This window comes from Streptomyces sp. NPDC021020, assembly GCF_044333285.1.
In the GTDB taxonomy this organism is placed as follows: domain Bacteria; phylum Actinomycetota; class Actinomycetes; order Streptomycetales; family Streptomycetaceae; genus Actinacidiphila.
Genome location: NZ_JBIRQQ010000007.1, coordinates 122,545 through 149,385, shown reverse-complemented (window position 1 = coordinate 149,385; position 26,841 = coordinate 122,545). Strand labels below are relative to the sequence as shown.

The 26,841-nt window shown below is 75.1% G+C and carries 20 protein-coding genes; 13 read left to right on the top strand and 7 right to left on the bottom strand.

What is annotated here, in order from left to right; translation table 11 throughout:
- Positions 1-38: 38 nt before the first annotated feature.
- Positions 39-998: a (2Fe-2S)-binding protein gene (locus ACH4SL_RS22040; protein ID WP_398448069.1), complete on the bottom strand. Its 960-nt coding sequence runs from the start codon at positions 996-998 to the stop codon at positions 39-41.
- 194 nt (positions 999-1,192) lie between these two features.
- Here ACH4SL_RS22040 and ACH4SL_RS22035 point away from each other — a divergent pair, with 194 nt between their 5' ends.
- From ACH4SL_RS22035 to ACH4SL_RS22020, 4 genes are read left to right on the top strand one after another with little or no spacing between them, the layout of a single operon-like run.
- Complete coding sequence (locus tag ACH4SL_RS22035; protein WP_398448067.1) at positions 1,193-2,407, top strand: acetyl-CoA carboxylase biotin carboxylase subunit family protein; 1,215 nt, start codon at positions 1,193-1,195, stop codon at positions 2,405-2,407.
- Complete coding sequence (locus ACH4SL_RS22030; RefSeq protein ID WP_398448065.1) at positions 2,404-4,206, top strand: IucA/IucC family protein; 1,803 nt, start codon at positions 2,404-2,406, stop codon at positions 4,204-4,206. Before ACH4SL_RS22035 ends, ACH4SL_RS22030 begins: the two co-directional genes overlap by 4 nt.
- Positions 4,203-5,933: an IucA/IucC family protein gene (locus tag ACH4SL_RS22025; protein WP_398448063.1), complete on the top strand. Its 1,731-nt coding sequence runs from the start codon at positions 4,203-4,205 to the stop codon at positions 5,931-5,933. The genes ACH4SL_RS22030 and ACH4SL_RS22025 overlap by 4 nt, the downstream gene beginning before the upstream one ends.
- Positions 5,930-7,198 (top strand): type III PLP-dependent enzyme, encoded by a 1,269-nt coding sequence (locus ACH4SL_RS22020; RefSeq protein ID WP_398448061.1) that lies wholly within the window; start codon positions 5,930-5,932, stop codon positions 7,196-7,198. Before ACH4SL_RS22025 ends, ACH4SL_RS22020 begins: the two co-directional genes overlap by 4 nt.
- On the opposite strand, the gene ACH4SL_RS22015 is transcribed toward ACH4SL_RS22020, so the two are convergent.
- A complete protein-coding gene (locus tag ACH4SL_RS22015; protein WP_398448059.1) occupies positions 7,134-7,838 on the bottom strand; it encodes a DUF4230 domain-containing protein in 705 nt (234 codons plus the stop codon). The genes ACH4SL_RS22020 and ACH4SL_RS22015 overlap by 65 nt on opposite strands.
- Before the next feature lie 160 nt (positions 7,839-7,998).
- On the opposite strand from ACH4SL_RS22015, the gene ACH4SL_RS22010 reads away from it, so the two are divergent.
- A complete protein-coding gene (locus tag ACH4SL_RS22010) occupies positions 7,999-8,277 on the top strand; it encodes a GlsB/YeaQ/YmgE family stress response membrane protein (RefSeq protein WP_398448057.1) in 279 nt (92 codons plus the stop codon).
- A gap of 536 nt (positions 8,278-8,813) precedes the next feature.
- Entirely contained in the window at positions 8,814-9,773 is a 960-nt protein-coding gene (locus ACH4SL_RS22005; protein WP_398448055.1) for a YihY/virulence factor BrkB family protein, read from the top strand.
- Between the two features lie 13 nt (positions 9,774-9,786).
- On the opposite strand, the gene ACH4SL_RS22000 is transcribed toward ACH4SL_RS22005, so the two are convergent.
- The 3 genes from ACH4SL_RS22000 to ACH4SL_RS21990 all read right to left on the bottom strand — a co-directional run bounded on the left by ACH4SL_RS22000 (position 9,787) and on the right by ACH4SL_RS21990 (position 11,854).
- On the bottom strand, positions 9,787-10,113 hold the full coding sequence (locus tag ACH4SL_RS22000; RefSeq protein WP_398448053.1) for a DUF1232 domain-containing protein: 327 nt from the start codon (positions 10,111-10,113) through the stop codon (positions 9,787-9,789).
- A 151-nt stretch (positions 10,114-10,264) separates the two neighbouring features.
- Entirely contained in the window at positions 10,265-10,828 is a 564-nt protein-coding gene (locus ACH4SL_RS21995) for an RICIN domain-containing protein (protein WP_398448051.1), read from the bottom strand.
- 150 nt (positions 10,829-10,978) lie between these two features.
- Complete coding sequence (locus ACH4SL_RS21990; RefSeq protein WP_398448049.1) at positions 10,979-11,854, bottom strand: hypothetical protein; 876 nt, start codon at positions 11,852-11,854, stop codon at positions 10,979-10,981.
- Between the two features lie 260 nt (positions 11,855-12,114).
- Between ACH4SL_RS21990 and ACH4SL_RS21985 the strand changes: the two genes are divergently transcribed.
- Together ACH4SL_RS21985 and ACH4SL_RS21980 are read left to right on the top strand one after the other, a co-directional pair.
- A complete protein-coding gene (locus ACH4SL_RS21985; protein ID WP_398448047.1) occupies positions 12,115-15,498 on the top strand; it encodes a hypothetical protein in 3,384 nt (1,127 codons plus the stop codon).
- A gap of 50 nt (positions 15,499-15,548) precedes the next feature.
- On the top strand, positions 15,549-17,117 hold the full coding sequence (locus tag ACH4SL_RS21980) for an alkaline phosphatase family protein (RefSeq protein WP_398448045.1): 1,569 nt from the start codon (positions 15,549-15,551) through the stop codon (positions 17,115-17,117).
- Between the two features lie 9 nt (positions 17,118-17,126).
- On the opposite strand, the gene ACH4SL_RS21975 is transcribed toward ACH4SL_RS21980, so the two are convergent.
- A complete protein-coding gene (locus ACH4SL_RS21975; RefSeq protein ID WP_398448043.1) occupies positions 17,127-19,238 on the bottom strand; it encodes a prolyl oligopeptidase family serine peptidase in 2,112 nt (703 codons plus the stop codon).
- Positions 19,239-19,505: 267 nt separating this feature from the next.
- On the opposite strand from ACH4SL_RS21975, the gene ACH4SL_RS21970 reads away from it, so the two are divergent.
- From ACH4SL_RS21970 to ACH4SL_RS21955, 4 genes are read left to right on the top strand one after another with little or no spacing between them, the layout of a single operon-like run.
- Positions 19,506-20,261, top strand: coding sequence for a (5-formylfuran-3-yl)methyl phosphate synthase (locus ACH4SL_RS21970; RefSeq protein WP_398448041.1), 756 nt, complete (start codon positions 19,506-19,508; stop codon positions 20,259-20,261).
- 8 nt (positions 20,262-20,269) lie between these two features.
- Entirely contained in the window at positions 20,270-21,781 is a 1,512-nt protein-coding gene (locus tag ACH4SL_RS21965) for an aldehyde dehydrogenase family protein (protein ID WP_398448039.1), read from the top strand.
- Complete coding sequence (locus ACH4SL_RS21960; RefSeq protein ID WP_398448745.1) at positions 21,778-22,881, top strand: alcohol dehydrogenase catalytic domain-containing protein; 1,104 nt, start codon at positions 21,778-21,780, stop codon at positions 22,879-22,881. The genes ACH4SL_RS21965 and ACH4SL_RS21960 overlap by 4 nt, the downstream gene beginning before the upstream one ends.
- A gap of 56 nt (positions 22,882-22,937) precedes the next feature.
- Entirely contained in the window at positions 22,938-23,846 is a 909-nt protein-coding gene (locus tag ACH4SL_RS21955) for a class I SAM-dependent methyltransferase (RefSeq protein WP_398448037.1), read from the top strand.
- A 60-nt stretch (positions 23,847-23,906) separates the two neighbouring features.
- Here the strand turns inward: ACH4SL_RS21955 and ACH4SL_RS21950 are convergent, their stop codons facing one another.
- Complete coding sequence (locus ACH4SL_RS21950) at positions 23,907-25,418, bottom strand: arabinofuranosidase catalytic domain-containing protein (protein WP_398448035.1); 1,512 nt, start codon at positions 25,416-25,418, stop codon at positions 23,907-23,909.
- A 404-nt stretch (positions 25,419-25,822) separates the two neighbouring features.
- Between ACH4SL_RS21950 and ACH4SL_RS21945 the strand changes: the two genes are divergently transcribed.
- A complete protein-coding gene (locus tag ACH4SL_RS21945; protein ID WP_398448033.1) occupies positions 25,823-26,830 on the top strand; it encodes a thaumatin family protein in 1,008 nt (335 codons plus the stop codon).
- The last annotated feature ends 11 nt before the right edge of the window (positions 26,831-26,841 follow it).

Genomic DNA, 26,841 nt, shown 5'->3' with positions numbered 1-26,841 from the left:
GGTGTGCGGCGCTGAGCTGACCGGCGGGCGCCCGCCGGCTACGACGGCCCGGGGCGCGCGGCGCGGCTCGCGGGCGGGTGACCGGCGGCGGCGCTCCGGCCGCCCGCCGCGCCCCTCGGACCGGCTCGCCCGGCCGGGCCGCGGTGCGCGGGCTTCCAGGGGGCGGGTGCCGGCTTCTCGGGACCTGCGGCGCCGCTGAAGGCCGCCTCGCCGCCGGAGAGGCGGGCGGCGAGGCGGGGGCAGGTCCCGCAGACGCCCTGCGGGTCGATCGCGTAGTGGAGGCAGCAGCCGGTGCGGGTGCGGGTCAGGCGCCCCGCCTCCGCCTCCGCGGCCGGCAGCCAGCGGAAGTCCGCACCGCCGGGGAAGGGCGGCTGCGGGGCGGGCAGCACGAGGGTGGCCATGGCGGCGCCGTGCTCCTCGTCGCCCAGGGCGGCGCCGAGCCGCCACAGCCCCGAGACCAGGTCGTCCCCCACCATGCCCCACAGGGCGCGCCCGCCGCGCCGCGTACGGGCCCCCAGCGCGGCCAGCAGCGGCGCCGCGTGGTCGGCCACCGTGCGGCGCAGCTGCGCGCGCAGCGCCTCCTCGCCCTCCCGCACGGTCGCGCCGGGACGGCCCGCCGCCGGGTCGCCCGGCAGGCAGCTGAAGGAGCCGGGGACGGCGACCCGCAGGCCCGCGCCGGGCCCGAGCCAGACGTGCCCGGGGCGCAGCCGGGGGACACGGCGTTCCAGATACCAGGGCCCGCTGATCAGCAGGCAGGCCGACCAGAGGTAGGCGTGCAGCGCGCGGGAGGCCACCACGTCCGGGCGCACCCGCTTCCCGTGGCCGTCCTCGATGCGGGCGGCGCCCGCCTCCAGCCAGTCGCGCAGGGCGGCCTCGTCGTGCGCCAGGGCGGAGCCGTTCACCCATCCGGGTCCGTCCTCGGGGCCTGGCGCACCCACGGTGAGGCCGAGTACGGGGCAGGCCTCGGCCAGCCGCCGGTAGACATGGGCCAGGCTCACGGGTGCTCCCGCCTTCCTCCAGGGCAAGTAAGGCTAACCTCACTACGATCATGACCGGCCGTCAAATCGACGCGCGGACGGCCGGTTTGACAACGTAAGGCATGCCTAACCTAAGCTCGTCGCGCCGGGAGCCCGGCCCGCCGCCGGCTGCGACCGGCCCCCGAACCGCCGCCGCCGCACGGAAGCTGACGCCTGTGCAGATGTACCTGCTGGCCCTGAATCCGACGGACTCCGTCACCGAGGGCTTCCTCCCCGCCGCCCGCCGGCTGGGACTGGCCGTCACCGTGCTCACCGACACCCCCGCGGCCCACCGCGCGGTCGGCGGCGACGCGTACGCCGGTGTCGAGGTCCTGGAGTGCGACGTGCGGGACTTCCGCGCGGTGGTCTCCCGTGTGTCGGCGCACCGCAGGCCCGACGCGGTGTTCAGCAACAGCGACCACCTCCAGGCCCAGACCGCGCTGGCCGCCGCGTACTTCGGGCTGCCCGCGAAGGACTGGCGGGCGGCGCTGCGCACCAAGGACAAGGCGGAGATGCGGCGGTGCCTTGCCGCGGCGGACCTCCCGGCCGGCGTCGCGGTGCGGGCCGCCGAGGTGCCCGCGGGGCAGGACCCGGCGACCGTGCTCGCGTCGGCGGACATCCCCTTCCCCTGCGTGGTCAAACCGCGCGAGGGGGTGGCGAGCGAGGACGTCGTGCTCGTGGGGGAGCACGCGGAGCTGATCGCCCGCTGCGCGGAGATCCGGTCCCGGCGCCCGGGCGAGGCGCTGGTGGTGGAGGAGTTCCTGCCGGGCACCCTGCACACCCTGGAGACGCTGGGCGACGGCGCTGTCCGCCGGGTGCTCGGCGGCTTCCGCACCCGGCTCTCGGCGCCGCCGTACTTCATCGAGGAGCGGCTGACCTGGGAGCCCGGACTGCCGGCGGCGGCCGTGGCCGAGGTGCTGGCCCAGCTCGACGCCCTCGGCGTGGGGTTCGGGGCCTGCCACACCGAGTTCGTGCTGTCGGACGGCCGGGCCAGGGTCGTCGAGGTCAACTACCGGGCCATCGGGGACCAGTGCGACCTCCTGCTGGCGGACCTGCTCGCGGTGCCGCTGTTCGAGTGGATCCTGCGGGTGCACCTGGGTGAGCGGCTGCCCGCCGACCCCTGGCCCGCCCCGGCCGCCACCGGCTGCCTGTCCTATCCGTACGCCCGCACACCCGGCACGCTGACCGCCGCGCCCGGCCCGGAGGACCTGGACGTGGACGGCGTACGGCTGGCCTACCGCCCCCTGCGCGCGATCGGCACCCGCCGGCCGGTCCACCACACCAACCGCGACCTCCTCGGCGTGGTCCGCGCCCTCGGCCCCGACCGGCCCGCGGTGGACCGCGCGGTGGACGCCTTCGTGGCCGCGCGGACCTGGGAGATCACCCCGTGACCGCCCCCGGGCCCGGGGACGGGCCCGCCGACCCGGTCGAGGCCGCCCTGCTGCTGCGGGTGCTGAGCACGCTGCTGCGCGAGGACGTCTGCGGGCTGCGGACCCGCACCGCTGTCGTGGAGCGGGCCGACGGCCGCTGGCTCCGCCTCGGCCCGGCCGGGCGGCCGGACCGCCCGGACCTGCTGCTGCCCGTCGAGGACGACGGCTTCCAGTGCGAGTACGCCGCCCGTCTCCCGCTGCTGCGGGCCGAGGGGGGCGAAGGGCGCGAGGGCCGGGACCTCACCACCGGGCGGCAGGTGCTCGCCGCCCTGGCGGAACACGCCGCGCCCGAGGACCGCCCGGGCTTCGCGGCCTTCGCCCGCGAATTCCGCGACGCCCTCGCGGCGCTGCGGCTCCAGGCGGCCACCCGCGAGCGGACGGCGGCGCGGCTCACCGCCCGGCACGGGCCGGATCCCGCGGCCTGGCAGGGCCTCGCCGCCTCGCTCGGCTTCGACACGCTCGCCGCCCGCCAGGGCCACCCGCTCTACCCGACCGGCGCCGCCCGCACCGGGCTGACGGCCGGCCGGCTCACCCGCTACGCCCCCGAGTTCGCGCCCTCCTTCGCGCTGCGCTGGCTGATCGTGCCCCGCGAGGCAATGACGGTCCACCTGCCGGACAGCGCGCCCCTGCCCGGCTTCTGGCCCACGCCCCGCGACCTCGGGGCGACGGGGCGCGACGAGGGGCATCTGGCCCTGCCCGTGCACCCGCTGACCGCCGCCGGGCCGCTGCGGGAGCTGTTGCGGGACGCCGGGCTGTGCGACAGCGCGGTGCTCGCGGAGCGGCCGTACCTGACCGTCGAACCGACGCTGTCCACCCGTACGGTCGCGGTGCGCGCCCACCCCGGGACCCACCTCAAGCTGCCGCTGGCCACCTCCACCCTGGGCCTGCTGAACCGCCGCACGATCAAGCCGGGCACCCTCGTGGACGGCGCCGCCGCGCAGCACCTCCTGGAGGCGGTACGGATGCGCGAGCCGCGCTTCCACGGCCGGGTGCTGCACTGCGACGAGACCGCCTGGCTGCACGCGGGGCACGAACTGCTGGCCGTACTCGTCCGCCGGCTGCCCGCCGGGCTCGACCGCTCCACCGTCCTGCCGCTCGCGGCGCTGCCCGCGCCCGCGCCGGGCGGCCGCCCGGTGGCCCACCACCTGGCCGACCGGTACACCGGCGGGGATCCGGTCGCGCTGCTCGACGCCGTACTGACCCTGCTGCTGGACTGGCAGGTGACCCTCTTCGGCTACGGGGTGGCGCTGGAGTCCCACCAGCAGAACGTCTCGCTGGTGCTCGACGAGCACAGCGGCGCCACCGGTGTCCGGCTGCTCCTCAAGGACGACGACGGCCTGCGCGTCCACCGGCGCCGGCTCGCCGCCACCCTCGGCCACGGCCCGCCGGGCCCCGCGGACTTCGACGACGCGCGGATCACCGTCGAGGACGACGCCCCGCTGGTCGCGCTGTTCACCACCGTCACCGTGCACCTGTGCGCGGGCGCCCTCGCGATCGCCCTGTCGGACTCCGGCCGCGCCCGGCGGCCCGACCTGCTCGGCCTGGTCCGCGACCGGCTGGCGGAGGCGGTGTCCCGGCTGGCCCGTACGGCGCCGGGCCCGGCCCGGACGCTGCGGGCCGCGGTGCTCGACGCCGACCGGCTGCCGGTCAAGGCGATGGTGACCGCGGGCACCCTGCTCACCAAGCGCCGCTCGGGCGCCTCCGACATCAACAAGCACTACACCACCGGCCCCAACTACCTCTTGCGCGAGCCTCGATGACCACGACGCACATCCCGCCGTCCCGCCCCCGCGGGCACCGGCTGCCCACACCCGGCGACGCGGTGGCCCACACCCTGCTCAACTGCCTGCTGCGCGAGGTCGCCGGCCCCCGGAGATGGGCCGTCCTCAGCGGGGACCACCTGGTGCTGCGCCTCCCGCACGACGGGACACGCCTGCGGGTCGGCGTGCGGCGCGCCTCCGCCCTCGGGGCGCACCGCTTCACCGGCCCCGTCTCGCGGCACACCGCGGGGGGCTGGACGCCGGTCGAGTGGGACGCGCTGGCCGCGCACCTGCACGCGGCGCTCACGGCGCAGACCGGGGTGCCGAACGAGGAGTTCCTGGCCCAGGTCGCCGCGAGCCACGCGGGCGTCGCCGCCGCCCTCGCCCTGCCCCGCCCGGCCGCCGGCGAGGACCCCCGCAGCCGCTACCTCGCCTCCGAGCGCTCCCTGGTCTTCGGCCACCGCTTCCACCCCGCCCCCAAGGCCCGCGAGACCGGCACCGCCGCGGCGGACTGGTCCGCGTACGCGCCCGAGGCCGGTGCCGTCTTCCCGGTGCGGCTGCTCGCGGTCCGCGAGGCGCTGGTCGCCGAGGAGCAGGCGGAGCCGGGCGCGGCCGCGCCGCTCGACGCCCTGGGCCGGGCACCCGCCGGCCACCGGCTGCTGCCCGTCCACCCGTGGCAGTACGAGCTGCTGCGCCGGAATCCGCTCCTGCGCGACGCGCTCGGCCGCGGGGACATCCGCGACCTCGGGCTCAGCGACGAGCGGTTCGCGGCCACCGCGTCGGTGCGCACGCTGCACGGGCGGGACGGCTTCCTGAAATTCAGCCTGAACGTCCGGATCACCAACTGCCTGCGCAAGAACGCCCGCTACGAGCTGCGCGGCGCGGTCGCGCTGACCCGGCTGCTCGGCCCGGTGGCCGCGGACCTCGCCGCGCGCTTCCCCGGCCACGCGATCCTCAGGGAGCCCGCCTACCGCAGCGTGCTCCTGCCCGGGCCCGGCGGCCCGCCCGACCTCGACGTCCTGGAGGGCCTCGGGGTGATCGTCCGCGAGGGCCTCGCCGCCGGGACGCCGCCGGGCGCCACCCCGCTGCTGGCCGCGGCGGTCGCCGACGAATACCCCACGGGGCCCGCGCACATCAGCCGCCTGCTGCCGCCGGACGCCGGACCGGCGGCGGTCCTGCGCTGGTGGCGGGCCTACCTCGCGCTGCTGGTGCCGCCCGTGCTCGCCGCGTACACCGACCACGGCGTCGTCCTCGAACCCCATCTGCAGAACGTCCTGGTGTGCGTCGCCGCCGACGGCCTGCCGGTCGCCGTCCTCTTCCGCGACCTGGAGGGCACGAAGCTGCTGCGCGAGCACCACGCCGACACCCTCGACGCCCTGCCGCCCGACGTAGCGGGCCCGCTCACCTACGACGGCGAGCAGGGCTGGACGCGGCTGGCCTACTGCCTGCTCGTCAACAACGTCGGCGACATGCTGGCCGCGCTCGCGGACATCTGCCCTCCCGCCGAACCCGCCCTGTGGTCCGCGGTACGGGACACGCTCGCCTCCTGCGCCACGGCCCACGGCCGCCATCCCCGCGTCACCGCGCTGCTCGCGGGCGAGCCGCTGCCCGCCAAGGCCAACCTCCTCGCCCGCTGGCACCGCGCGGCGGACCGCCGGGCGGACTACGTCCGCCTCCCCTCACCGCTGCGCCCCCGGACGCGCCCGGCGGAGCGGGAGCACGCGTGACCGGCGCCCGGGTGCGGGCGGCCCTCGACGGCCTGCCGTCCGCCGAACTGCCCGCCTACGTCTACGACCTGGCCGGGCTCGCCGGCCACGCGGCGGCGGTCAGGGCCGCGCTGCCGACCGCGGTGGAGCTGTACTACGCCGCCAAGGCCAACCCGGAGCCGCCGCTGCTCGCCGCCCTCGCCCCGCACGTGGACGGCTTCGAGGTGGCCTCCGGCGGCGAACTCGCCCACGTCGCCCGGGAGATCCCCACCCGTCCGATCGCCTTCGGCGGACCCGGCAAGACTCCCGCCGAGATCCGGGCGGCCCTGGACCGCGGGGTGTCCCGCTTCCACGTCGAGAGCCGCCACGAACTGCGGGTCCTGGCCCACCTGTCGGCCGGGCGGGCGGAGCCGGCGCAGGTCCTGCTGCGGTTCAACCCCGCCGTCCCCGAACGCCTCCCGGACTCGGCCGCGCTGGCCATGGGCGGCGGCCCCTCGCCCTTCGGCATGGACCACGACGACACCCGGGCCGCCCTGCGGGCGCTCACCGACGGCTCCACCCCGCAGCTGGCGCTCGCGGGGATGCACGCCCATGTCGCCAGCGGCCTGCCCGCACCGGAACTCGCCGGCGTCGCCGAGGCGGTGGCCGCGCAGGCAGCGGACCTCGCCCGGCGCCACGGGGCCAGGCTGCGGGAGCTGAACGTCGGCGGCGGGATGCACGTGGACTACGGCGATCCCGGCGCCCGCTTCGACTGGGCCGGCTACGGCGCCGCCCTCGCACGTCTGGCCCGCGCGCATCCGGGCCTGCGGCTGCGCATCGAACCGGGCCGCGCCCTGACCGCCTACTGCGGCTGGTACGTCACCGAGGTCCTGGACGTCAAGGAGAGCCGCGGCACGCGGTTCGCCGTGCTGCGCGGCGGCACCCACCATCTGCGCACCCCCGCCACCCGCGGCCACGACCAGCCCTGCGCGGTGCTGCCGGTGCGGGAGTGGCCGCACCCCTGGCCGCGGCCCGGCTGCGGTCCCGGGCCGGTGACCTTCGTCGGGCAGCTGTGCACGCCCAAGGACGTGCTCGCCCGCGCGGTGCCGGTGGAAGGTGTGCGCGCCGGTGACCGCGTGGCCTTCGCGATGGCCGGCGCGTACGCCTGGAACATCTCCCACCACGACTTCCTGATGCACCCGCACCCGTCCGTCCACTTCCTGGACGCCCCCGCGGGGCGGGTCACGAGGACGGGGACGCCGTCGACGGGTGCTGGGTCGGGGTCGCGGGCGGGGGACCGAAACTGATACTGATCCTGGTGAAGCCGAGCGACGTGAGCATGCCCTGGAGCATGGACCGGGTGTTGGCCTCGGCCCGGGTCGTCAGCTCGGTCTTCTTGGCCGCGTCCTGGATCTTCTGCGCGGCCAGGATGCTGAGCTTCTGCGCGTTGCCGGTGTCGCTGCCGAAGAAGTCGCCGACCCGGTCGAACAGCCCGCGCTTCTGCGAGACGACGTAGGAGTGCTCGGGGTCGAGGCTCGTCCGCTCCAGCGCCGCGTGCGGCAGCCGGATTGCCGCGGACGTACGGTCGTCGCTCACCGTCACGGCGCCGGACTTCAGCGAGCCCAGGTCCACGTACGCGTCCACACTGCCCGCGCCCACGTAGAGGGTCCGCTCGCCGTGCACGATGTCCGGCAGGTACTTGGCGTCCTTCTGGAGGTCGACGACGACCTCGAAGTTGCCGCTCGCCCCCTCGTAGCGGCTCATGTCCTGGATCGACTTCAGCAGGACGGGCCCGCTGCGGTCGTTGGTCCGTTCGGCGAACGGATTGGGCAGTCCCGGCAGCAGGTGCAGCCCGCCGAGTAAGAGGACCAGCACCATCAGCCCCGCCAGTGCGACGACGACTCGCGCCCACCAGGGGGTGCGGCTGACCACATCTCCCGTGTTCATGACATACCTCCTCGTGGGTCGTGTGCCCGCCGCACGCCCGAAGATGGCCGGGAGTTCCGCCACATCGCGCGGAACACCACCAGGAGTGACCGGAGTCGGAGGGGGCAAGCGGACATTGGGCGTTCACCGAAACCACTTGCCCGGAAAGGTTGGGAGTGTCATGACAATCCTGTGGGCCGTCATCGCCGGCCTGATCATCGGTCTGCTCGCCAAGCTCGTACTGCCGGGCCGCCAGCCCGTCCCCCTGTGGCTGACCGTCGTCCTCGGCATCATCGGCGGACTGCTGGGCAACGGCCTGGCCTCGGCCTTCGGCGTCGCCGACACCAACGGAGTCGACTGGATCCGGCACGCGCTGCAGATCGGCGCCGCAGCTGTCCTGATCAGCCTCATCACCCCCCTGTACACGGGCCGCGGCCACCGGCACCACCACCGCTTCTGAGGGAGGCGGCCCCTCACCGACGGCAGCCCCGCCGCACGAGAAAGTGCTTCTCGTGCGGCGGGGCTGCCGCGTGCACCCGGCACATCGCGCCCGCAGGACGGGAATTGTCCTGCGGGCGCGTTCACGCTACTGCTCGTTCACGCTACTGCTTGTTGCGCAGCAGCCGGACAATGGTCGCGAGGGAGAAGGCGATCACGAGCACGGTCACGAAATCCCACATCGGGCTCCCGGGGGCCCACCCCTGACCGACCATCTCCATTCGATGCTGCACCCTGACTCACCGTGCCCTTCAGGAGACCGGACACCGGCGCCGGAAGCCCGGAACACGCACGGGCGGAACGCCGTCGTGCTCGGCTCCTACCCCCGGATCGCGTTTCCAGCCCGCCCCGCGACGGGGCCGCTTCCGGTTCCGCCCGCCCGGTACGCACGTGCGTGCGTGCGAGCGCGCGGCGGGGGAAAGCGGCCGCCATGGGCGGAGTGCGGGTGCCGGTCCGGTGACGGCCGCGGCGCGGGAACGTCGGCGACAGGGGGAGCACATGTCCGGTGGCGAGGGCACGCCGTCCGAGACCGGCCGGGAGAGACCGGCCGGCAAGGAACGGCGGCGCACACGGCGGGTGGCACGGGCGTTCGCCGCGCTCGGGACCCTCGCCCGCGCCCTGGCGGCGGCCTGGGACAAGGACGCCACCGAGCGCGCCGCCGCGCTCACCTACTACACGGTGCTGGCGCTCTTCCCCGCGCTGCTGATGACGCTGTCCCTGGTCGGGCTCACGGGCAATCCCGACGGCAGCGGGGTGCCGGGCGGACTCGAGGCGCTCATGCCCGGCCAGTCGCGCCCGCTGGTCGCCGACGCGCTGCGGCACCTGGCCGAGGACGCCTCGGGCACCACCTCGCTGGCCGCCGTCAGCGGGGCGGGAGCCGCGTGGGCCGCGTGCAGTTACGCGGCGGTCTTCCGGCGCGCCCTGCACCACATCCACGGCGTGGCGGACCACCGGCCCGCGTGGCGCGCCGCGCCGCGCGTCGTCGTCACCGCGCTCCTGCTGCTGGTCCTGATGGTGTGCAGCACCATCTGCGTGGTCGTCAGCGGCGAACTCGCCCGCAGGACGGGCGAGGTGCTGCACCTGGGCAGTTCCCTGGTCTCGGCGTGGCGCGGGCTGCGCTGGCCCGGCCTGGTCGCGGTGGCCGCCGCGACGGTGCTGATCCTCTTCCGCTCGGGGCCGCCCGCGACCCGCGGGCTGCGCACGTCCGCGCCCGGCGGCGGCGTGGCCATCGGACTGTGGCTGCTCAGCTCGGCCGGCTTCGCGACGTACACCACACGCCTGGGGACCTACGACCGGCTGTACGGCCAGCTGTCCGGCGCCGTCGCCTTCCTGGTGTGGCTGTGGTTCACCAACCTCGCGCTGCTCATCGGCGCGCACTACAACGCCGAGCGGGCCTCCCTGGCCCCGGCCGCCCCGCGGCGCGGCCGCGTACGGCGCTCCGCCCGGGACGCCCGGTGATCCCCGGCCGCGGTCAACGGCCCTTGCCGCGGGGACTCCTGGCCCCGCGGTCGCGCGTGGTCGGTAGGCCGTGGCGGCGCGCGGCCGCGTCCAGCGAGCGCAGGGCGAGCAGCAGGAACCCGATGTCGTCGAGGTAGACCGGATCGGGCAGGAGGTCCACCGGCCAGACCAGATAGGCCACCGACGCCCAGAACATCGCCTTGTGGGACATGTCCACGCCCGAGGCCCTGAGCAGACGCCGTGACCGGATCAGCCTGATCAGCAGCCTGAGCGCCACCACCAGGGTGACCACGGCGACAGCCGCCAGCAGTCCGAGCAGCAGACGGTCCTTGCCGTCCATCCGCACCACCTCCCTGCTCTGCGCCTTCCCCGTACGGCGGCGCACGCGTCACAGGAGTTGAGCGGACCCCGGAACCCGGCCTCCGGCCCTCGGCCCCCGGACCCCGGAGAAGGCGCCGGCCGCGTCCGGCGGCCGGGCCGTGAGCGCGGGCTCAGCGCTCGTTGGGCTCCCAGACGGGCAGCCAGACGTCGTTGGGCGAGCCCGGGACGGTGCAGTCGTACTGGATCAGGAGGCGGCCGATCCCGAGTCCGCCGGCGACGTTCAGGCACTTGTTGGCCGACTTGTCGACGATCTGGTAGCCGATGCCCGCGGGGACGAACCGCCACAGCTCGTTGGGGGCGGTTCCGCAGGTGTACTGGATGACCTCGGTGCCGTTGGCGGTGCCGCCCCCGGCGACGTTGACGCACTTTCCGCTGCTGACGGACCTGATCGTGTAGTAGCTGCCCCCGGCGGCGTCCAGCTCCCAGCGCTCGTTGGCCCCGTTGGTCAGCGGGTACTGGATGACCGGCACGCCGTCCGAGCTGCCCGCCCCGCGGACGTTCGCGACCTCGCCGGGGCTCGCGGCCAGGCGCAGCGTGAACTGCTGCGCGACGATCGCCTGCGGCGTCGGGTCCGACGAGCGGTCGGCCGCGGCCGCCCCCTGCGTCCCGAACGCCACCCCGGCGGTCACCGCCAGGGCGCCCGCACCCGCCGCCAGATTCCTGAGGGTCTTCACGCGGTCTGCCTCCTGCTCCGTCATGCCGATGGGAAAGACAGGAGGAGTATTACGGTACGGAGTCGGGCAAACGGCTGCTTTCGAAATCGAATGCACCGCAGGTAGCCCGGTTGGCCGTAGCGCCCGGGCGGCGTAGCCCCGGGGTCCCGCTCAGCCCCGGCCGAAGATCCCGGCCGGGTACGCCCCGTTGCCCAGCGCGACGGCGGCCAGACCGCCCGCGAGGTCGGTCAGGCGGGCGACCCCGGCTGCGCCCAGGCCGTCGTAGGGCGCCGCGGCCAGCCGGTCCGTCTCGTGCTCCAGGTCCGCGCGGAGCGCCGTCCCGGCCTCGGTCAGCTCGCCGGCGGCGTCCAGCAGGCCCTTGTCCCGCAGGCGTTCCGCGGCCGCCGACCACTCCTCCTCGCTCCAGCCGCGGGTCGCGCGGGCGAAGACCGGGGTGAAGCCGCGGCCGGAGGCGGTGTGGGAGACCAGGGCCTCCAGCCCGTCCATCCCCGCGTGGGTGAGCAGCGCGATGTGGCCGTCGCCGCGGTGCTCGCGCAGGACCGTGGCCGCCTGCCAGAGCGCCACGTGCGGCTCCCGGGCGACCGGCTGGTCCAGTTCCGCGGCGCCCAGCGGGCGGCCCGCGCGGTCGCAGCCCTCCGCGGCCCGCCGGGCCAGCCCGGCCGCCTCGGCCGTCTCGGCGGAGGCCGCCGCCGCGTCGCCCAGCAGCCGCCGCAGCAGCTTGTCGACGGCGCGCAGCCGGGCCGCGAGCAGCTGGTCGGGCGTCGCGACGGCCCAGACCGAGGGGACGTGCCGGGCGACCAGCGCGTGGGCGAAGTTGAAGAAGGTCGCGGTCACCGTACCCGGGCCGACGGCGCCCATGGCCGCGGAGCGGGCACCGAAGTAGCCCGCGGCGCTGAAGTAGGCGCCGGGCCCCTTGGGGAGACCGAGGGCCTCCATCTCCGCGTCGAACTCCGGCGAGAAGTACACCGCGGAGTGCAGGGCGTTGAGGGGGTTGTGGCAGCGGCGGCCGGCCCGGGGGTCCGTCATGCGGACGAGACTACAAGGTGCCGGACGGGGCGGGGCCGGGCGGTGGCGGATCCGGGAGCGGCCGTGCGTCGTCCGTGGTCACGCGGGCGGCGGGGAGCCTCCCCGGGAGAACCGTTCGCCGATCCAACACGCGCTGATCCGCGCTTGTTTGACGCTCGTTCACCTGAGCGGCCGAACGTACGCCAGGGCGAACGCACCTTCCGGTGGAGTTCGCCGTTTGCCGGTTCACCGGCAGCACTCGGCGAACGGAAGGCGGCACGGTGGCGTTGAACGGGCTGGGCAAGTGGCGCAGGCGCCTGTGGGGTGGGAGGACGCAGCGCAAGGCCGCCGTCGCGGTGGTCGCCGCCGGGCTCGCGATCGTCGGGCTGCCGTCGGCCGGCGCCGCGACGGGGGCGACGCCGTTCACGGCGTCCCCGCAGTCCTACGACCTCACGGGCTCGGCGTACTGCTCGACGGCCACCGGGCTCGCGGGCGCCGCGCTCGGCGCCAACCTGATCTCCAACCCGGGGGCGGAGTACGCCACGACCCGCGGCGAGCTGCCCGGTGGCGCGGGCACCACCGCGGGCAGCGGGGTCGCCGACCCCGACGCCGTACTCCTGCCCGACTGCTGGTCGCTGACCTCCACCATCGCCGGCACCGACCCGGCCAACGAGATCGCCAGCGCGGTCGCCGCCTCCTACCCCGGCAAGGCCGGCACCCGGAATTTCTACGGCGGCAAGAGCGCCAACGACAAGGCGCCCGCCAACACCGTCACCACCGCCGGCCAGACGATCGACCTCGACCCGCTCGGCGACACCGCGGGCAAGCACTTCGCCCTCGAAGCGAGCCTGGGCGGCTACGCCGACCAGGACGACGCCACCTCCGTCAGCGCGACCTGGGAGGACTCCGAAGGCAACCCGGTCGACGACGGCACCGCCCGCCCCGCGGTCACCACGCTGGGCCCGGTGCTGGCGGCCGAGCGCGGCGACACCTCCAGCCTGCTGCCGCGCAGCGGCTACGGCACCGTCCCCGCCGGGGCGACCCGGGTGGTCGTCACCCTGACCTTCACCATGGGCGGTGCCGGCCACAACGACGCCAGCGCCGACAACCTCAGCCTCGTCATCGGCGACGGCGCGGTCCCGCCGGCCGGCCAGGACTACGACCGGACCGCCACCTGCCCGCACCCCGCCGAGCGCGGCCCGGGCAAGAACCTGATCTCCAACCCCGGCGCCGAGGACCACGACGCGGTCCCGTACCCGTACGGCACCGGCGGGGGCGTCACCAACCCCGGCCAGGCGAACGCCACCGTCGACGTACCGGCGTGCTGGACCAGCCACGGCGACCTGCCCGCGCCCGACGCGGTCGTGGAGTCCAGGACCCAGCAGGGCCCCTACCCGGGCCTGGAGGGAAGCCGGTACTTCTTCGGCGGCACCAACTCCAGCGCGACCGCCGCCGCAAACCCCGGCTTCACCCCGGCCCCGGGCTTCCGCAACGACGTCCAGGGCGTGACGACCACCGCCGCCCAGACCATCGACGTCAGCGGCATGGACGCCGGCGGCCACCCCTTCGCGCTGACCGGCCAGCTCGGCGGCTACTCCACGCAGGGCGATTTCGCCGTGGTCCAGGCGGCGTTCGAGGACGCCGGTGGCACCGTCCTGGCGAGCGCGCAGATCGGGCCGATCACCGAGGCCGAGCGGGTCGCGGCCGCCGACTACCTCACGGCCAAGGGCGGCACGCCGGCCGACAGCGGCATGCTGCCCACCCAGACGCTCGGCACCCTGCCGCCGGGCACCGCCGAGGTCGTCGTCACGATCTCCGCGACCGCGATCTCCGCGGGCAGCGACAGCAACGGCATCGCCGACGACCTCGGCTTCGTCATCGACCCCACGCCGTCCGGCAGCCACGGGCAGAACTACGACCTCACCACCGGCAGCCACGGCACGGCCCCGAACTGCCCCGACCCGGTGACCCCCGCCCTGGACCGGAACCTCGTCTCCAACCCGGGCGCGGAGGAGTACACCTCCGACGTGTGGTTCGGCGCCCCCGGTGACGCCCCGGTGGCCGTACCGGACTGCTGGACCAGCGCCTCCCCGCTGCCCGCCCCCCGGGCGGTCGCCGAGTCGTACGCCCAGGCGCCGTCCGGCTACCCGCCCGTACGCCCGAGCACCCGCGTCTTCTGGGGCGGCCACGACCCCCAGAACGCGATCGCGGGCGTCGCCACCACGCAGACCCAGCCGATCGACCTCGGCCCGCTCGGCGCGGTCGCCGGCAAGTCCTTCAAGCTCTCCGCTCTGCTCGGCGGCTACGCCACCCAGAACGACAACGCCGTCGTGACCGCCGCCTTCCAGGACGCCGGCGGCAGGACGCTGACGGTCGCGAGCATCGGCCCGGTCAAGGCCAACCAGCGCGGCTCCGTCTCCAGCCTCGTCCCGCAGGCCTGGTACGGGACCGTCCCCGCGGGCTCGGCCAAGGTCGTCCTGAAGATCACCATGACCGCCGTGAACACCGGCGCCGACAACAACGGCGAGGCCGACGACCTCAGCCTGGTCATCGGCGACAGCACCCGGCCGTCCGGCCCGATCCTGCAGACCCTGCCCTACGACGCCGCGGGCGGCGGCGAGGTCCGCATCGACCCGACCACGGGCCTGCCGCTGCCGCCCGCCGGCGGCCTCTACCGCCCGGCCGGCGTCTCGGCCGCCGGCGGCGTCGTCTACGCCTCCAACACCGGTGACAACGTCATCGCCGCCCTGGCGAACGGGCAGAGCAAGGTCGTCGCCGGCTCGCTGGAGGGCTCCGGCCCGAGCGGCGACGGCGGTCCCGCCACCGCCGCGACCCTCTACCAGCCCGGCGGCACCGCGGTGGACGCCAAGGGCGACCTCTACATCGCCGACAGCGCCGACAACGTCGTACGCAAGATCACCCCCGACGGGGTCATCCACCGGGTCGCGGGCACCGGCAGCACGAAGGGCTCCTCCTCCGGGCTGTCCGGCCAGGAGCAGCGGGTCGCCACCAGCACGCCGCTGAACCACCCGCAGGCGGTCGCGGTCGACACGGCCGGCAACGTCTACATCGCCGACACGTTCGACAACCGTGTCCTGAAGCTCCTGCCGAACGGCAGGATCACCGCCTTCGCGGGCAGCGGCAAGGCCGGGTACTCCGGCGACGGCGGCCAGGCCCGCAAGGCGAAGCTGCGCATGCCCACCGGCGTGGCCGTCGACCGGCAGGGCGACGTCTACATCGCCGACGCCTCCAACAACGTGATTCGCAAGGTCGACGCCAGGCGCGGCACCATCACGACGGTGGCGGGCAACTACGCCAAGGACCGGGCCGAGAACGACGGCCGCGGCGGCTGGTCCGGCGACGGCGGCCCCGCCGTCAAGGCCCAGCTCAACGCCCCGCAGGGGGTGGCCGTCGACAGCGCGGGCGACCTCTTCGTCGCCGACACCTTCAACAACGCGATCCGCGAGGTCACCCCGGACGGGACGATCACCACCGTCGTCAACGCCGCGGCGCCCACGGCCGGCGGCGAGAGCAGCGGCCAGGCCCCGTCGGCCTCGTACCTCAACACCCCCTACGCCGTCGCGGTCGACCTGTCGACCGGCGTCCTGTACGTCGCCGACACCACCAACAGCGCCATCGCCGAGGTCCTGGGCGTCGCCCGCTGAACAGCAGGCCCGGCCCCGGCCCCGACCCCATGACGAGGAAAGAAACCCGCATGCCCGACAACAGCGCCCCTTCGAGCAGCCGCCTCACCTCGCGGCGTGCCTTCGTCGCCGGGGCGGCCTCGATCGCCGCCGCCGCCGGAATGTCCGGCGTGCTGCCCGCGCAGCTGGCGCGCGCCGCCTCGGCCGGCCGCCGCAGCTTCGACCTCTCCCAGATCAAGCACGTCGTGTACGTCATGCAGGAGAACCGGTCCTTCGACCACTACTTCGGCACCTTCCCGGGAGCGCGCGGCTTCAGCGACAAGAAGGCCGGCAGGCTGCCGAACGGCAACTCCGTCTTCCAGCAGCCCGACCCGGCCAACCCCGACGGCTGGCTGGAGCCCTTCCACATGGACACCGTCACCACCGGTGCCGCCGCCGTCCCCTCGCTCTCGCACGACTGGCGCGACCAGCACGCCGCCTGGAACGAGGGCGCGATGGACGGCTGGCTGGTCTCCCACCTCGCCTCCGACGGCGATGTGAAGGGCTCCTACACGATGGGCTACCTGAAGAAGGAGGACATCCCCTTCCACTGGGCGCTCGCCGAGAACTTCACCCTGCTCGACCACTACTTCTGCTCGGTGCTCGGGCCCACCTACCCCAACCGGGCCATCTGGATGTCGGGCACCAACGACCCGCAGGGCAAGCAGGGCGGCCCGATCCTGGAGACCGTGCAGCCCAACACGCTGGCCTGGAAGTCGGCGGCCGAGGTGCTCTTCGACGCCGGGTACACGGTCAAGACGTACACCAGCTCGGGCAGCTACAACTACTTCAGCTGGTGGGCCAACTTCAAGGAGCCGGGCCTCGTCCCGGCCGAGCTGTACAACCGCATACGGCTCAACGGCACCCTGTTCGGCGACGGCACGCCCGGCGGCGTGGGCGACCCGCTCAACCCGACCCCGGCCGGCACGCCCTACCTCGGCTTCGAGGAGGACTGCGCCAACGGCACCCTGGCCGACGTGACATGGCTCTTCCCCGACGGCCCCTACGCCTCCGACGAGCACCCGCCGAACACCCCCGCCGCAGGCGCGTACTTCCTCGCCTCCAAGCTGGAGGCGCTCGCGGCGAACGAGGAGCTGTGGAATTCCACGGTCTTCGTCATCAACTACGACGAGAACGACGGCTTCTTCGACCACGTCCCGCCGCCGATCCCGGACCGCCGGGCCTACCCCGAGGAGTACGTGAGCCTCCCCTCGCCCAAGGGCACCCCCGGCGGCGGGCTGCCGGTCGGCGCCGGCTTCCGCGTGCCGTGCATCGTGGTCTCGCCGTGGACCGTGGGCGGCCACATCTTCTCCGAGGTCTCCGACCACACCTCGCCGCTGCGGCTCATCGAGTCGATCACGGCGGCGGGCGGGCTCTCGGGCAGGGGCCCGGTCACCTTCGACGCCATCACCCGGTGGCGCCGGAAGACCTTCGGCGACCTCTCCGGCATCTTCCGCACCGACGCCAGGCCGGCGCCGGCGGACCCGGAGTTCCGGGAGGAGGCGCGGCTCGCCAACGTCAACGCGCAGGCGGAGGCCGCCACCCAGCCCATGCCGCAGGTGCCCGGAGCCACGCAGGAGATGCCCCGCCAACGGCACTGACCCCGGGAGTCACCGCCCCGCCCGCAGGTGCCGCCGGAGGAAGTCCAGCTGGTGGCCCAGCAGCCGGGCGAACGTGTCGCCGGCCGGTGCGGAGTGCGTCGCACCGCTCAGCGGCAGCACCTCGTGCGGCTTTCCGGCGGCCAGCAGGGCGGCGGACAGCCGCAGTGTGCCGGCCGCGAAGACGTTGTCGTCGGCCAGCCCGTGCACCAGCAGCAGCGGGCGGCTGAGCCCCGGGGCGTCGGCGAGCAGCGAGGACGCCTCGTAGCGCTCCGGGTGGAGGCCGGGCGGCCCGAGGAAGCGCTCCTTCCAGCAGGCGTCGTACAGCCGCTGGTCGGTGACCGGGGCGCCGGCCACCGCGGCGTGGAAGACGTCGGGGCGGCGCAGCACCGCGGCGGCGGCCAGCGTCCCGCCGAACGACCAGCCGCGGATGCCGACCCGGCCGAGGTCCAGCTCCGGGTGGCGCCCGGCGGTCGCGTGCAGCGCGGCGACCTGGTCGGCCAGCGGCGGCCCGACCAGGTCCCCGGAGATCTCCTTCTCCCAGCGCGGGCCGCGTCCGGGCGTGCCCGCGCCGTCCGCCACCAGCACCGCGAAGCCCTGCTCGGCGAACCACTGCGAGACGAAGGCGTGCGGGCTCTGCTCGGCCGTCACCTTCTGCGTCGCGGGGCCGCCGTAGGGGTCGACCAGCACCGGCAGCGGCGCGTCGCCGGGCCGGTGCCACGACGGCAGGAAGAGGTGCGTGCGCAGCTCGCGCGGCCCGACGGCGGCGTGGCCGACGCGCAGTTCCAGCAGCGGCCGCTCGGCGTACGAGGCGATCGCGACGGGTACGGCCCCCGGCTCGTCCGGCCGCAGCACGGTGGTGTGCGCGCCCGGCCGGTCCGGCGTGCGGGCGGTGTGCACCAGCGTGCCGCCGCGCAGCACGCCGGAGTGCACGCCCGGCCGGTCGGTCAACCGGCGTACGCCCCGGTCCGGGTGGTACGTCCACAGGTGGCGCTCGGTGGGCTCCGCGGCGGCCGCGAAGAGCACCTCCTCACCGTCCACCGCGACCACCTCGCGCAGTTGCAGCCCGTCCGGGGTGACCGGCGTGCCGCCGACGCCCAGATGCCGGGTCCCGTCCCGGTCCAGCGGACCGACCACCAGGCCGGACGCCGTACGCGCGGGCACCCCCGGAACCAGCACCTCCACCCAGTGCTCGTCGCGCCGCTCGGCCAGTACGGCGGTCGTACCGTCGGCCGGGTCGACGGCCAGCAGCCGCAGCATGCGCTGGTCGCGGCTGAGCACGGCGGCGAACGGACCGTGCCCGTCCCAGCCGGCCGCGGGCAGGTACTCGAAGGCGGCGCGGTCCCAGCCGACCTTCAGGCGGCCGCCCGCCAGGTCGGCGATCCACAGGGTGACGTCCGCGTTGGCCGTGCCGACCTGCGGGTAGCGCATCGTGCGCGGCGGCGCGGCCGGGTCGGCCGGATCGGTGAGGTACCGGAGCCGGACCTCCCGGTTGTCCACCCGGGTGGTCAGCAGCCGCTCCCCGTCCGGCGCCCACCAGTACCCGCGGTCGCGGCCCATCGACTCGCTCGCCGCGTGCTCCGGCAGCCCGAAGAAGACGTCGGGACCCTCCGCCGGACCGGGCGCGGCCACCGCCCGGTCGCCGCCGCCACCCGCGCCGATCACCCGCAGCGCGCCGCCGCAGACGTACGCGACATGCCGGCCGTCCGGTGACGGGCGCGGGTCCACCACGGGCCCGCGGGCGGGGAGCCGCCGGCAGGCGCCGGAGCCGGTGTCCACCACCCACAGCCGCCCGGAGAGCGCGAACGCGGCCAGCCGGGCGGCCGTGTCGGTGGCGTAACCGGTGATCCCCAGGCCCTGCTCCCGGGCGCGCTCGCGCCGCACCCGCTCCTGCGGCGGCACCTCGTCGGCCGCGCCGCCGAGCAGTGCCGCGGGATCGGCCAGCAGCCGCTCCCGGCCGGTCGCCACGTCGAGTGCCCACAGGCACCCGACCGGGTCGTCCCCGGCCCGGCTGCGCAGGAAGAGGACGACCGCGCCGTCCGGCGCCACGGTGAAACGGGACGGCGCGCCGAGGGCGAAGCGGTGGGTGCGGGCGAGCTGCCGGGGGAGAGCGGGAATCACCATGTCTGACACCGTGCCACCTCCGGTGCACGGCGCGGGAACGGGGTCCCCCGAGCCGCTTCCGCCCGCTTCCGCCCGCCGCTGTCCCGGACCGGCGTGGGCGGCGCGCGGGGACGGCGCGAGGTGGTGCGGCCGGCGACCCGCACCGCCCCCGCGCGCTCTGCCGGACGGCGGAAGGCGCCCTGATGATGAGCAGACCGCACGTGATCCGGGCGGCGTCCGCGCCACTGCCGTGTGCCAGGCGGACCCTGCGAGGAAAAGGAGTCCCCGTTGTTGCTTCTCATCTCCCCGGACAGCGTCGAGGAGGCCCTCGACTGCGCGAAGGCGGCCGAGCACCTCGACATCGTGGACGTCAAGAAGCCCGACGAGGGATCGCTCGGCGCGAACTACCCGTGGGTGATCCGGGAGATCCGCGGCGCGGTCCCGGCCGGCACCCCGGTGTCCGCCACCGTGGGCGACGTACCGTACAAGCCCGGCACGGTGGCCCAGGCCGCACTCGGCGCCGTGGTGTCCGGGGCGTCGTACATCAAGGTCGGCCTCTACGGGTGCACCACCCCCGAGCAGGCCGTCGAGGTGATGCGCGGGGTCGTCCGGGCGGTGAAGGACTACCGGCCGGACGCGTTCGTGGTGGCCTCGGGCTACGCCGACGCCCACCGGATCGGCTGCGTCAACCCGCTCGCCCTCCCGGACATCGCCCGCCGCTCCGGCTCCGACGCGGCCATGCTCGACACCGCGGTCAAGGACGGCAGCGGGCTGTTCGACCATGTTCCGCCGGACGCCTGCGGGGAGTTCGTCCGGCTCGCCCACGAGGCGGGCCTGCTCGCGGCGCTCGCCGGCAGCGTCAAGGCCGGGGATCTCGGCGCGCTGACCCGGATCGGCACGGACATCGTGGGGGTGCGCGGCGCGGTCTGCGACGGCGGCGACCGCAACACCGGCAGGATCCGCCCGCACCTGGTGGCCGCCTTCCGGGCGGAGATGGACCGGCATGCCCGGGAGACGACCGCCGGCGTCGCCGCCGCGAGCTGACCGCCGGCATGGCGAGGCATCAGCCGCTGCCCGGGCAGGAGGCCCGGCAGGATCTCCCCTGCGCGCACCGGGGCGGGCCCGCAGCCGCGCCGGGCCGCCCACCCGCGAGCCGCCCGGTGCCGGAAGCCCGCGGTGCGTGCTTCGCGGTCGTCGACCCCGCCACGGGGGAGGCGTTCGACGAGGCCCCCGACCAGCAACCCGACGCGCTGGACGCCGCCGTCGACCGGGCCCGCGCGGCCTGGCCCGGGTGGCGCAGCGACCCGGCGGCCCGTACGGCCGCGCTGCTCGCCGCGGCCGGCGCGGTGGAGGCGGCCGCCGCCGACCTGGCGCCGCTGCTCACCCGCGAGCAGGGCAAGCCCCTGGCCGAGTCGTACGCGGAGGTCGCCCGGACGGCCGCCCGTATGCGCTACTTCGCCGAACTGGACCCCGGGCGCGTGCCGATCGAGGACGGCCGGCCGGTGCGCAGCGAGGTCCGCTGGCGCCCGCTCGGGCCGGTCGCCGCGATCGTGCCGTGGAATTTCCCGCTCCAGCTCGCGTCCGCGAAGTTCGCACCCGCGCTGGCCGCGGGCAACACGGTGGTGCTCAAACCGTCGCCGTTCACGCCGCTGGCCACCCGGCTGCTGGCGTCGGTCCTCGCGGACGCGCTGCCCGAGGGTGTGCTGACGGTCGTCACCGGCCGTGAACCCCTCGGCGCCCGCCTCGCCGCCCACCTGGGCATCCGCCATGTGACCTTCACCGGCTCGATCCCCACCGGGCGGGCCGTCGCCGCCGGCGCGGCGGCCACGCTCGCCCGGGTCACCCTGGAACTGGGCGGCAACGACGCCGCCGTCCTGCTGGACGACGTGGACGTCGAACAGGTCGCCGACCGCCTGTTCTGGGCGGCGTTCCGCAACTGCGGGCAGGTCTGCATGGCGGTCAAGCGGGTCTACGTTCCCGCCCGGCTCCACGACCGGGTGGTCGAGGCCCTCGCGCAGCGCGCGCGGTCCGTCGTCGTCGGCCCCGGTCTCGACCCGCGCTCGCAACTGGGGCCGCTCAACAACGCCGCCCAGCTCGCCCGGGTGGAGAGCTGCACCGCCCGCGCGCTCGCGGACGGCGCCACAGCCGCGGCCGGCGGCCACCGGCTCGACCGGCCGGGCTACTTCTTCGCCCCGACGGTCCTCGCCGATGCCGGCCCCGGCAGCGCGGTGGTGACGGAGGAGCAGTTCGGGCCGGTGCTGCCGGTCGTGCGCTACGGGAGCGTCGACGAGGCCGTCGCGGCGGCCAACGCCACCGGCTTCGGGCTGGGCGGCTCGGTCTGGGGGACCGACCTGGACCGGGCCGAGGAGGTGGCCTCCCGGCTGGAGTGCGGGACGGCCTGGATCAACCACCACGCCGAACTGTCCCTTGCCCAGCCCTTCGCGGGCACCAAGGAGAGCGGCGTCGGGATCGCGGGCGGCCCGTGGGGGCTGTACGGGAATCTGCAGCCCTTCGTCCTGCACCGCCCGCCGGCCGCGGAGCCGGGAGGGCAGGCGTGGCGCTGAGGTTCGAGGCGGCGGTGCTGCGCGCGTACGACGGCCCGTTCGCCGTCGAGGAGGTGGCGCTGGAGTCGGGACCGGCCGACGGCGAGATCCTGGTACGGGTCGCCGGCAGCGGGATGTGCCGGACCGACCTCGCGGTGCGGCGCTCGGCGGGCCGCTCGCCGCTGCCCGCGGTGCTGGGCCACGAGGGGTCCGGGGTCGTCGTGGAGACGGGCGGGCCCGACACCGGGCTGAGCGCCGGCGACCACGTCGTACTGAGCTTCGACTCCTGCGGGCGCTGCCGCAACTGCCGGGGCGCGGCGCCCGCGTACTGCGACTCCTTCGCCTCGCTCAACCTCTTCGGCGGCCGCGCGGAGAACGCGTCGCGCTTCACCGACACGGCCGGGGGCGCGCTGGCGCCGCGGTGGTTCGGGCAGTCGTCGTTCGCCGACTACGCGATGGTCCCGGCCCGCAACGCCGTCCGGGTCGACCCGTCGCTGCCCCTCGAACTGCTCGGGCCGCTCGGCTGCGGCTTCCTCACCGGCGCGGGCGCGGTCCTGCACTCCTTCGGCGTGGGCGCGGGCGACACCGTCGCCGTCCTCGGCGCGGGCGCGGTGGGTCTGGCGGCGGTGATGGCGGCCACCGCGGCGGGGGCGGTGACGGTGGCCGTCGACCGGCACCCGCAGCGGCTGGCCCTCGCGGAGCGGCTGGGGGCGGCCGCCGTGGACGCCGCCGCGCCCGGGCTGCCCGACCGGGTCCGGCAGCTGACCGACGGCGGCGCGCAGTACGCGCTGGACACCACCGGCTCGCAGCGGCTGATCAACGACGCGCTGCGGGCGCTGCGCCCACGGGGCCACCTCGGGCTGGTGGCGCGGCTGCACAGCGCGCTGCCGCTGGAGGTGGGGGCGCTGGACCGGGGGCGGCGGATCTCCCACATCTGCGAGGGGGACGCGGTGCCGGGTCTGCTCGTCCCGCGGCTGATCGGCCTGTGGCGGGCCGGCCGGTTCCCGTTCGACGAGCTGATCCGCACGTACCCGCTCTCCGCCGTCAACGAGGCCGAACGCGACTGCGACGAGGGCCGGGTGGTCAAGCCCGTGCTGATCCCGGACGGGAGGGCGCGGTGAGGGAGCGGGAGACGGTACGGCCCGCGGGCACGTCACTCATACCAAGGGAGTACACAGTGGTCGGCACGACGGAGCAGAACACCGGTCTGGAGGACGTGCAGGGAGGCGTCGGCCTGACCGCGCTGATGGTCGCCGCGGCACGCGCGATCGAGACCTACCGGCCCGACAGCCTGGCCCAGGACCCCTACGCGGAGCACTTCGTGCGGGCGGCGCCGGCGTGCGCGCGGTGGCCGCTGCGTATCGACGAGGTCCCGGACGGGGACGCGAACCCGCTGTGGGGCCGGTTCGCCCGCTACTTCGGCCTGCGCACCAGGGTCCTCGACGACTTCGTGCACCGCTCGGTGCGCGACTCGGGGGCCCGCCAGGTGGTGCTGCTCGGGGCGGGGCTGGACACGCGGGCGTACCGGCTCGACTGGCCGGACGGCTGCACGGTCTACGAGATCGACCGGGAAGGCGTGCTGGCCTTCAAGAACCAGGTGCTCGCCGGGGTGTCCGCCGCCCCGAGGGCGGCGCGCGTGCCGATCCCGGTCGATCTGCGCGACGACTGGGTGGGGGCGCTGACCGGCGCCGGCTTCGACGCGGCCGCACCGAGCGTCTGGCTGGCCGAGGGCCTGCTGTTCTACCTGCCGCACGCCGCCGAGACGTATCTGATCGACATGGTGGACCGGCTGACCACGGCCGGCAGCGCGCTGGCGTTCGAGGTCAAGCTGGAGCGGGACCTGCTGGACTACCGCGACAGCCCGCTCTACCTCGCCACGCACCGCCAGATCGGCATCGACCTGCTCGCCCTCTTCGACCGCCGGCCCCGCCCCGACTCCGCGGGCGCCCTGTCGGCCAGGGGCTGGACCACCTCGGTCCGCACCCCCTTCGACTTCACCCGCCTGCACGGCCGCGGCCCGCTGCCCGAGCAGAACGACGCGCTGGAGGGCAACCGCTGGGTCTTCGCGCACAAGCCCCGGCCGTGAGGTCCGCCCCCGCCCCGGTGCGGGGCGGGGGCGGACGCCGTTGCCGGCGCGGTGCCGGGGTCAGTGGGTGACGAGGTCGAACTCCTCCCAGGGGCCGACCGCGGTGCGGTTGGCGATCAGCGCGGCCGCACCGGCGTTCTCGGCCGTGACGAGGTGCTGGTTGTTGTAGGCGCGGAAGCTCACGCTGCCGTCCGGGTTGTGGAGGAGGTAGAAGGTCTCCCACGGGCCCGGCCCGCCGCGGTTCGCGATCAGCGGCGCGTTCCCGTTGCTCTCGGCGGTGACCCACTGGTTGTCGGACTGCGCCTTGAAGTTCACGGTGCCGTTGTTGTTGGCGACCATGGTGAAGGTCTCGTTCGTGCCGATCGAGGTGGCGTCGGCGATGAGCGAGGTGGTGCTGTTGGGCGCGTCCACGTACTTGCCGTTGGCGTGGGATTTCAGGCTGATCGTGGACTGGGTGGGCGCCGGGAAGGTGGTGGTGTTGTTCGCGTAGCCGGCCGCGGTGATGTTGGCCTGCACGGCGTTCTCGGTCGTGTCGCTCGGGAAGCCCTTCGTGACGGCGCCCTCGAAGAACTCACCCGTGCCCATGGGGCTGTTGTCGCCGCCCGTGCCCAGCTCGACGGAAGGCTGGACCTTCATCGGGTTGTAGCCGTTCGGCAGGGCGCCGGAATACGCCTGGGTCAGCCCACCGGACTGCCCGCTGCCGTATTTCAGGGTGAAGTTCGTGGTGCCGTTGTTCTTCTCCCAGGCGCTCACGAACGAGCCGGTCTCGCTCGGGATGTTCGACGGGTTGGGGCCGGCCGCGCTGAAGTACATGCCGTTCTCCAGGTCGCCGCCGACCCAGGGGCCGGAGCCCGTGCAGCCGCCGGTCCAGCACGCCGAGCCGTAGTAGATCGCGTTCATGGTCGCGTTGCCGTCGTCCGAGTCGTCGGTCTCGGCCGAGCCGAAGTCGAAGCAGCAGCTGCCGCTGGTGAGGTTCGACGACGTCAGCATGTAGATGCCCTCGGGCTGCGACCCGGTGGGCACGTTCCTGGCGGCGTTGTTGCGGTAACCGGTGCCGATGTTGTCGAACAGCACACCGTAGGCGGCCCTGCCGCCGATCGTGATCGGCAGCGCCATCGCGTCCGCGCCGATGTCCGAGCCGTTCGGGCCCGGCCCGGACAGGCTGCCCGAGCAGCCGGAGCAGGAACTCCCGGGCGAGACGGGCAGGTTGTTGGCGTTGGACGTCTGGTCGTACAGCCGGGTGATGGTGCACTTCGTGCCGGAGCAGAAGGAGACCTGCGGCGCTGCGGCGACCGTGCCGCCGGCCGAGGCGAGGCCGACGTTCAGGGTGCCGCTGTCCGAGGCCCGCTGGATCTGGTACAGCGGGCCGTTGTACGAGGAGAACATCGCCCGGGTGGTGCTGTACGCCGCCGCGCACGGCGTGCCGCCGGACGCGTAGATGTCGCAGGGCCCCGGCGAGGCCGCCGCGGCGCGGGTCGCCGTCGTGCCGAGGAACGGCACCGCGATCGCGACCGCGAGCAGGAACGCGATCAGCAGCTGCGTCCTGCGTCGGAGTGTGGGTATGGCCGGCACATATGCCTCCGGAAAATGTGGGGGGAGGAGCCGTTCGCCCGTGGCGCCGAGCCGGATCGGGGCCGCGCTCGTCGTCGGGCCGGTGCGGAGACCGCCGGCGGTGCCGGGTGCTCGGCGAGCGGCGGTGATCTCCTGTGGCGCAGCACACATATTTGGCTGGCTCTAGGCGTAAGTCAAGACTGCCGTCCGGTCAAGACTGGACCAAGTGCACGGCCTTTGGGGCAAAACTGGCGCTCCCTGGCGATGGCTTATGTGCAAAGCGAGCGAAACGGGCCCCGGGGGAGCGGGGGCGGAACGTCGTCGGCGACGAGGCTGCTCCGGCCTTTTCGTTGTCGGGCCGCGGCCCGCGCGGTCTCCGAGGGGAGCGGGACGGCCCGCGAACGGCACGAGGAAGAGGCGCAGCCATGGCAAGGGGACGCAGAAGGCGCGGCGCGGGGCCGTCGCAGCGGCGCGCGTGGTACGCGGGGGCGGCCGCCCTGGCGGCGGTGGTCGCGGTGCTCGTCGCCTACGCCACGTCGTCCGGCGGCGGAGGGGGACGTGGCGACGGCGCGGGCCGTACGGACGCGGCCGGGCTCCGGCCGTCCACCACGGCGCCGGGCCGCTCCCCGGCCCCCTCCACGCTCACGCCCTCCTCCCGGGCGACGGCGAGCGCGACGGCGGGCGCGACGGCGCCCCGCGCACCGGAGCATTCCGCCGCCGCGCGGACCGCGGCGCCCCGGCCGTCGGCGGCCCCGGCCGGAAAACGCCTGATCACGGTCGTCAACCGGACCCCGCAGACGGTCTGGGCCGTCGTCACCGGCACCCCGGCCTACCCGGCGGGCCGCAAACTGGCCCCGGGCGCGAGCATGTCGGTGACCGTGGCGAACAGCTGGGGCGGCCGTGTCTGGGGCCGCACCGGATGCGCCTCGACCGCGGCGGGCCACTGCGCCTCCGGCGACTGCACCAGCGTCTGCACCGGCGCCAACCCGCCCACCACACTGGGGGAGTTCACCTTCGACGCGTACGCCGGTATGGACTTCTACGACGTGAGCATGGTCGACGGCTCGAACCTGCCCATGTACATCAACGTCTCCCACACCACGACCGCTGATCCGGTCAGCCCCTCGGGCTGCTACAAGGGCGCCTGCACCTCCGGCGTCGACTGCCCGGCCGCGATGCAGGCCCGCTCGGGCGGCCGGGTCGTCGGCTGCAAGCCGCCCTGCGCCGCGTTCGGCGGCGACACCTACTGCTGCCGCGGCGCATGGGCGGGCCGCGAGAACTGCGTGCCCGCCAAGTGGCCGGTGGACTACACGCAGGTGTTCAAGCGGGCCGAGCCGTACGCCTACTCCTACGCCTTCGACGACTCCGCGACCATGGCCTGCAAGGGCGCCTGCTACTACACGGTCACCTTCGGGACCACGTCCGGCGGATGAACCTGTCCGCC

Excerpts from the sequence above, each read along its gene's own strand:
- ACH4SL_RS22025 (WP_398448063.1), top strand. The coding sequence starts at position 4,203 with ATGACCACGACGCACATCCCGCCGTCCCGCCCCCGCGGGCACCGGCTG.
- ACH4SL_RS22015 (WP_398448059.1), bottom strand. The coding sequence starts at position 7,838 with ATGAACACGGGAGATGTGGTCAGCCGCACCCCCTGGTGGGCGCGAGTC.
- ACH4SL_RS22010 (WP_398448057.1), top strand. The coding sequence starts at position 7,999 with ATGACAATCCTGTGGGCCGTCATCGCCGGCCTGATCATCGGTCTGCTC.
- ACH4SL_RS22005 (WP_398448055.1), top strand. The coding sequence starts at position 8,814 with ATGTCCGGTGGCGAGGGCACGCCGTCCGAGACCGGCCGGGAGAGACCG.
- ACH4SL_RS22000 (WP_398448053.1), bottom strand. The coding sequence starts at position 10,113 with ATGGACGGCAAGGACCGTCTGCTGCTCGGACTGCTGGCGGCTGTCGCC.
- ACH4SL_RS21990 (WP_398448049.1), bottom strand. The coding sequence starts at position 11,854 with ATGACGGACCCCCGGGCCGGCCGCCGCTGCCACAACCCCCTCAACGCC.
- ACH4SL_RS21980 (WP_398448045.1), top strand. The coding sequence starts at position 15,549 with ATGCCCGACAACAGCGCCCCTTCGAGCAGCCGCCTCACCTCGCGGCGT.
- ACH4SL_RS21975 (WP_398448043.1), bottom strand. The coding sequence starts at position 19,238 with ATGGTGATTCCCGCTCTCCCCCGGCAGCTCGCCCGCACCCACCGCTTC.
- ACH4SL_RS21965 (WP_398448039.1), top strand. The coding sequence starts at position 20,270 with ATGGCGAGGCATCAGCCGCTGCCCGGGCAGGAGGCCCGGCAGGATCTC.
- ACH4SL_RS21945 (WP_398448033.1), top strand. The coding sequence starts at position 25,823 with ATGGCAAGGGGACGCAGAAGGCGCGGCGCGGGGCCGTCGCAGCGGCGC.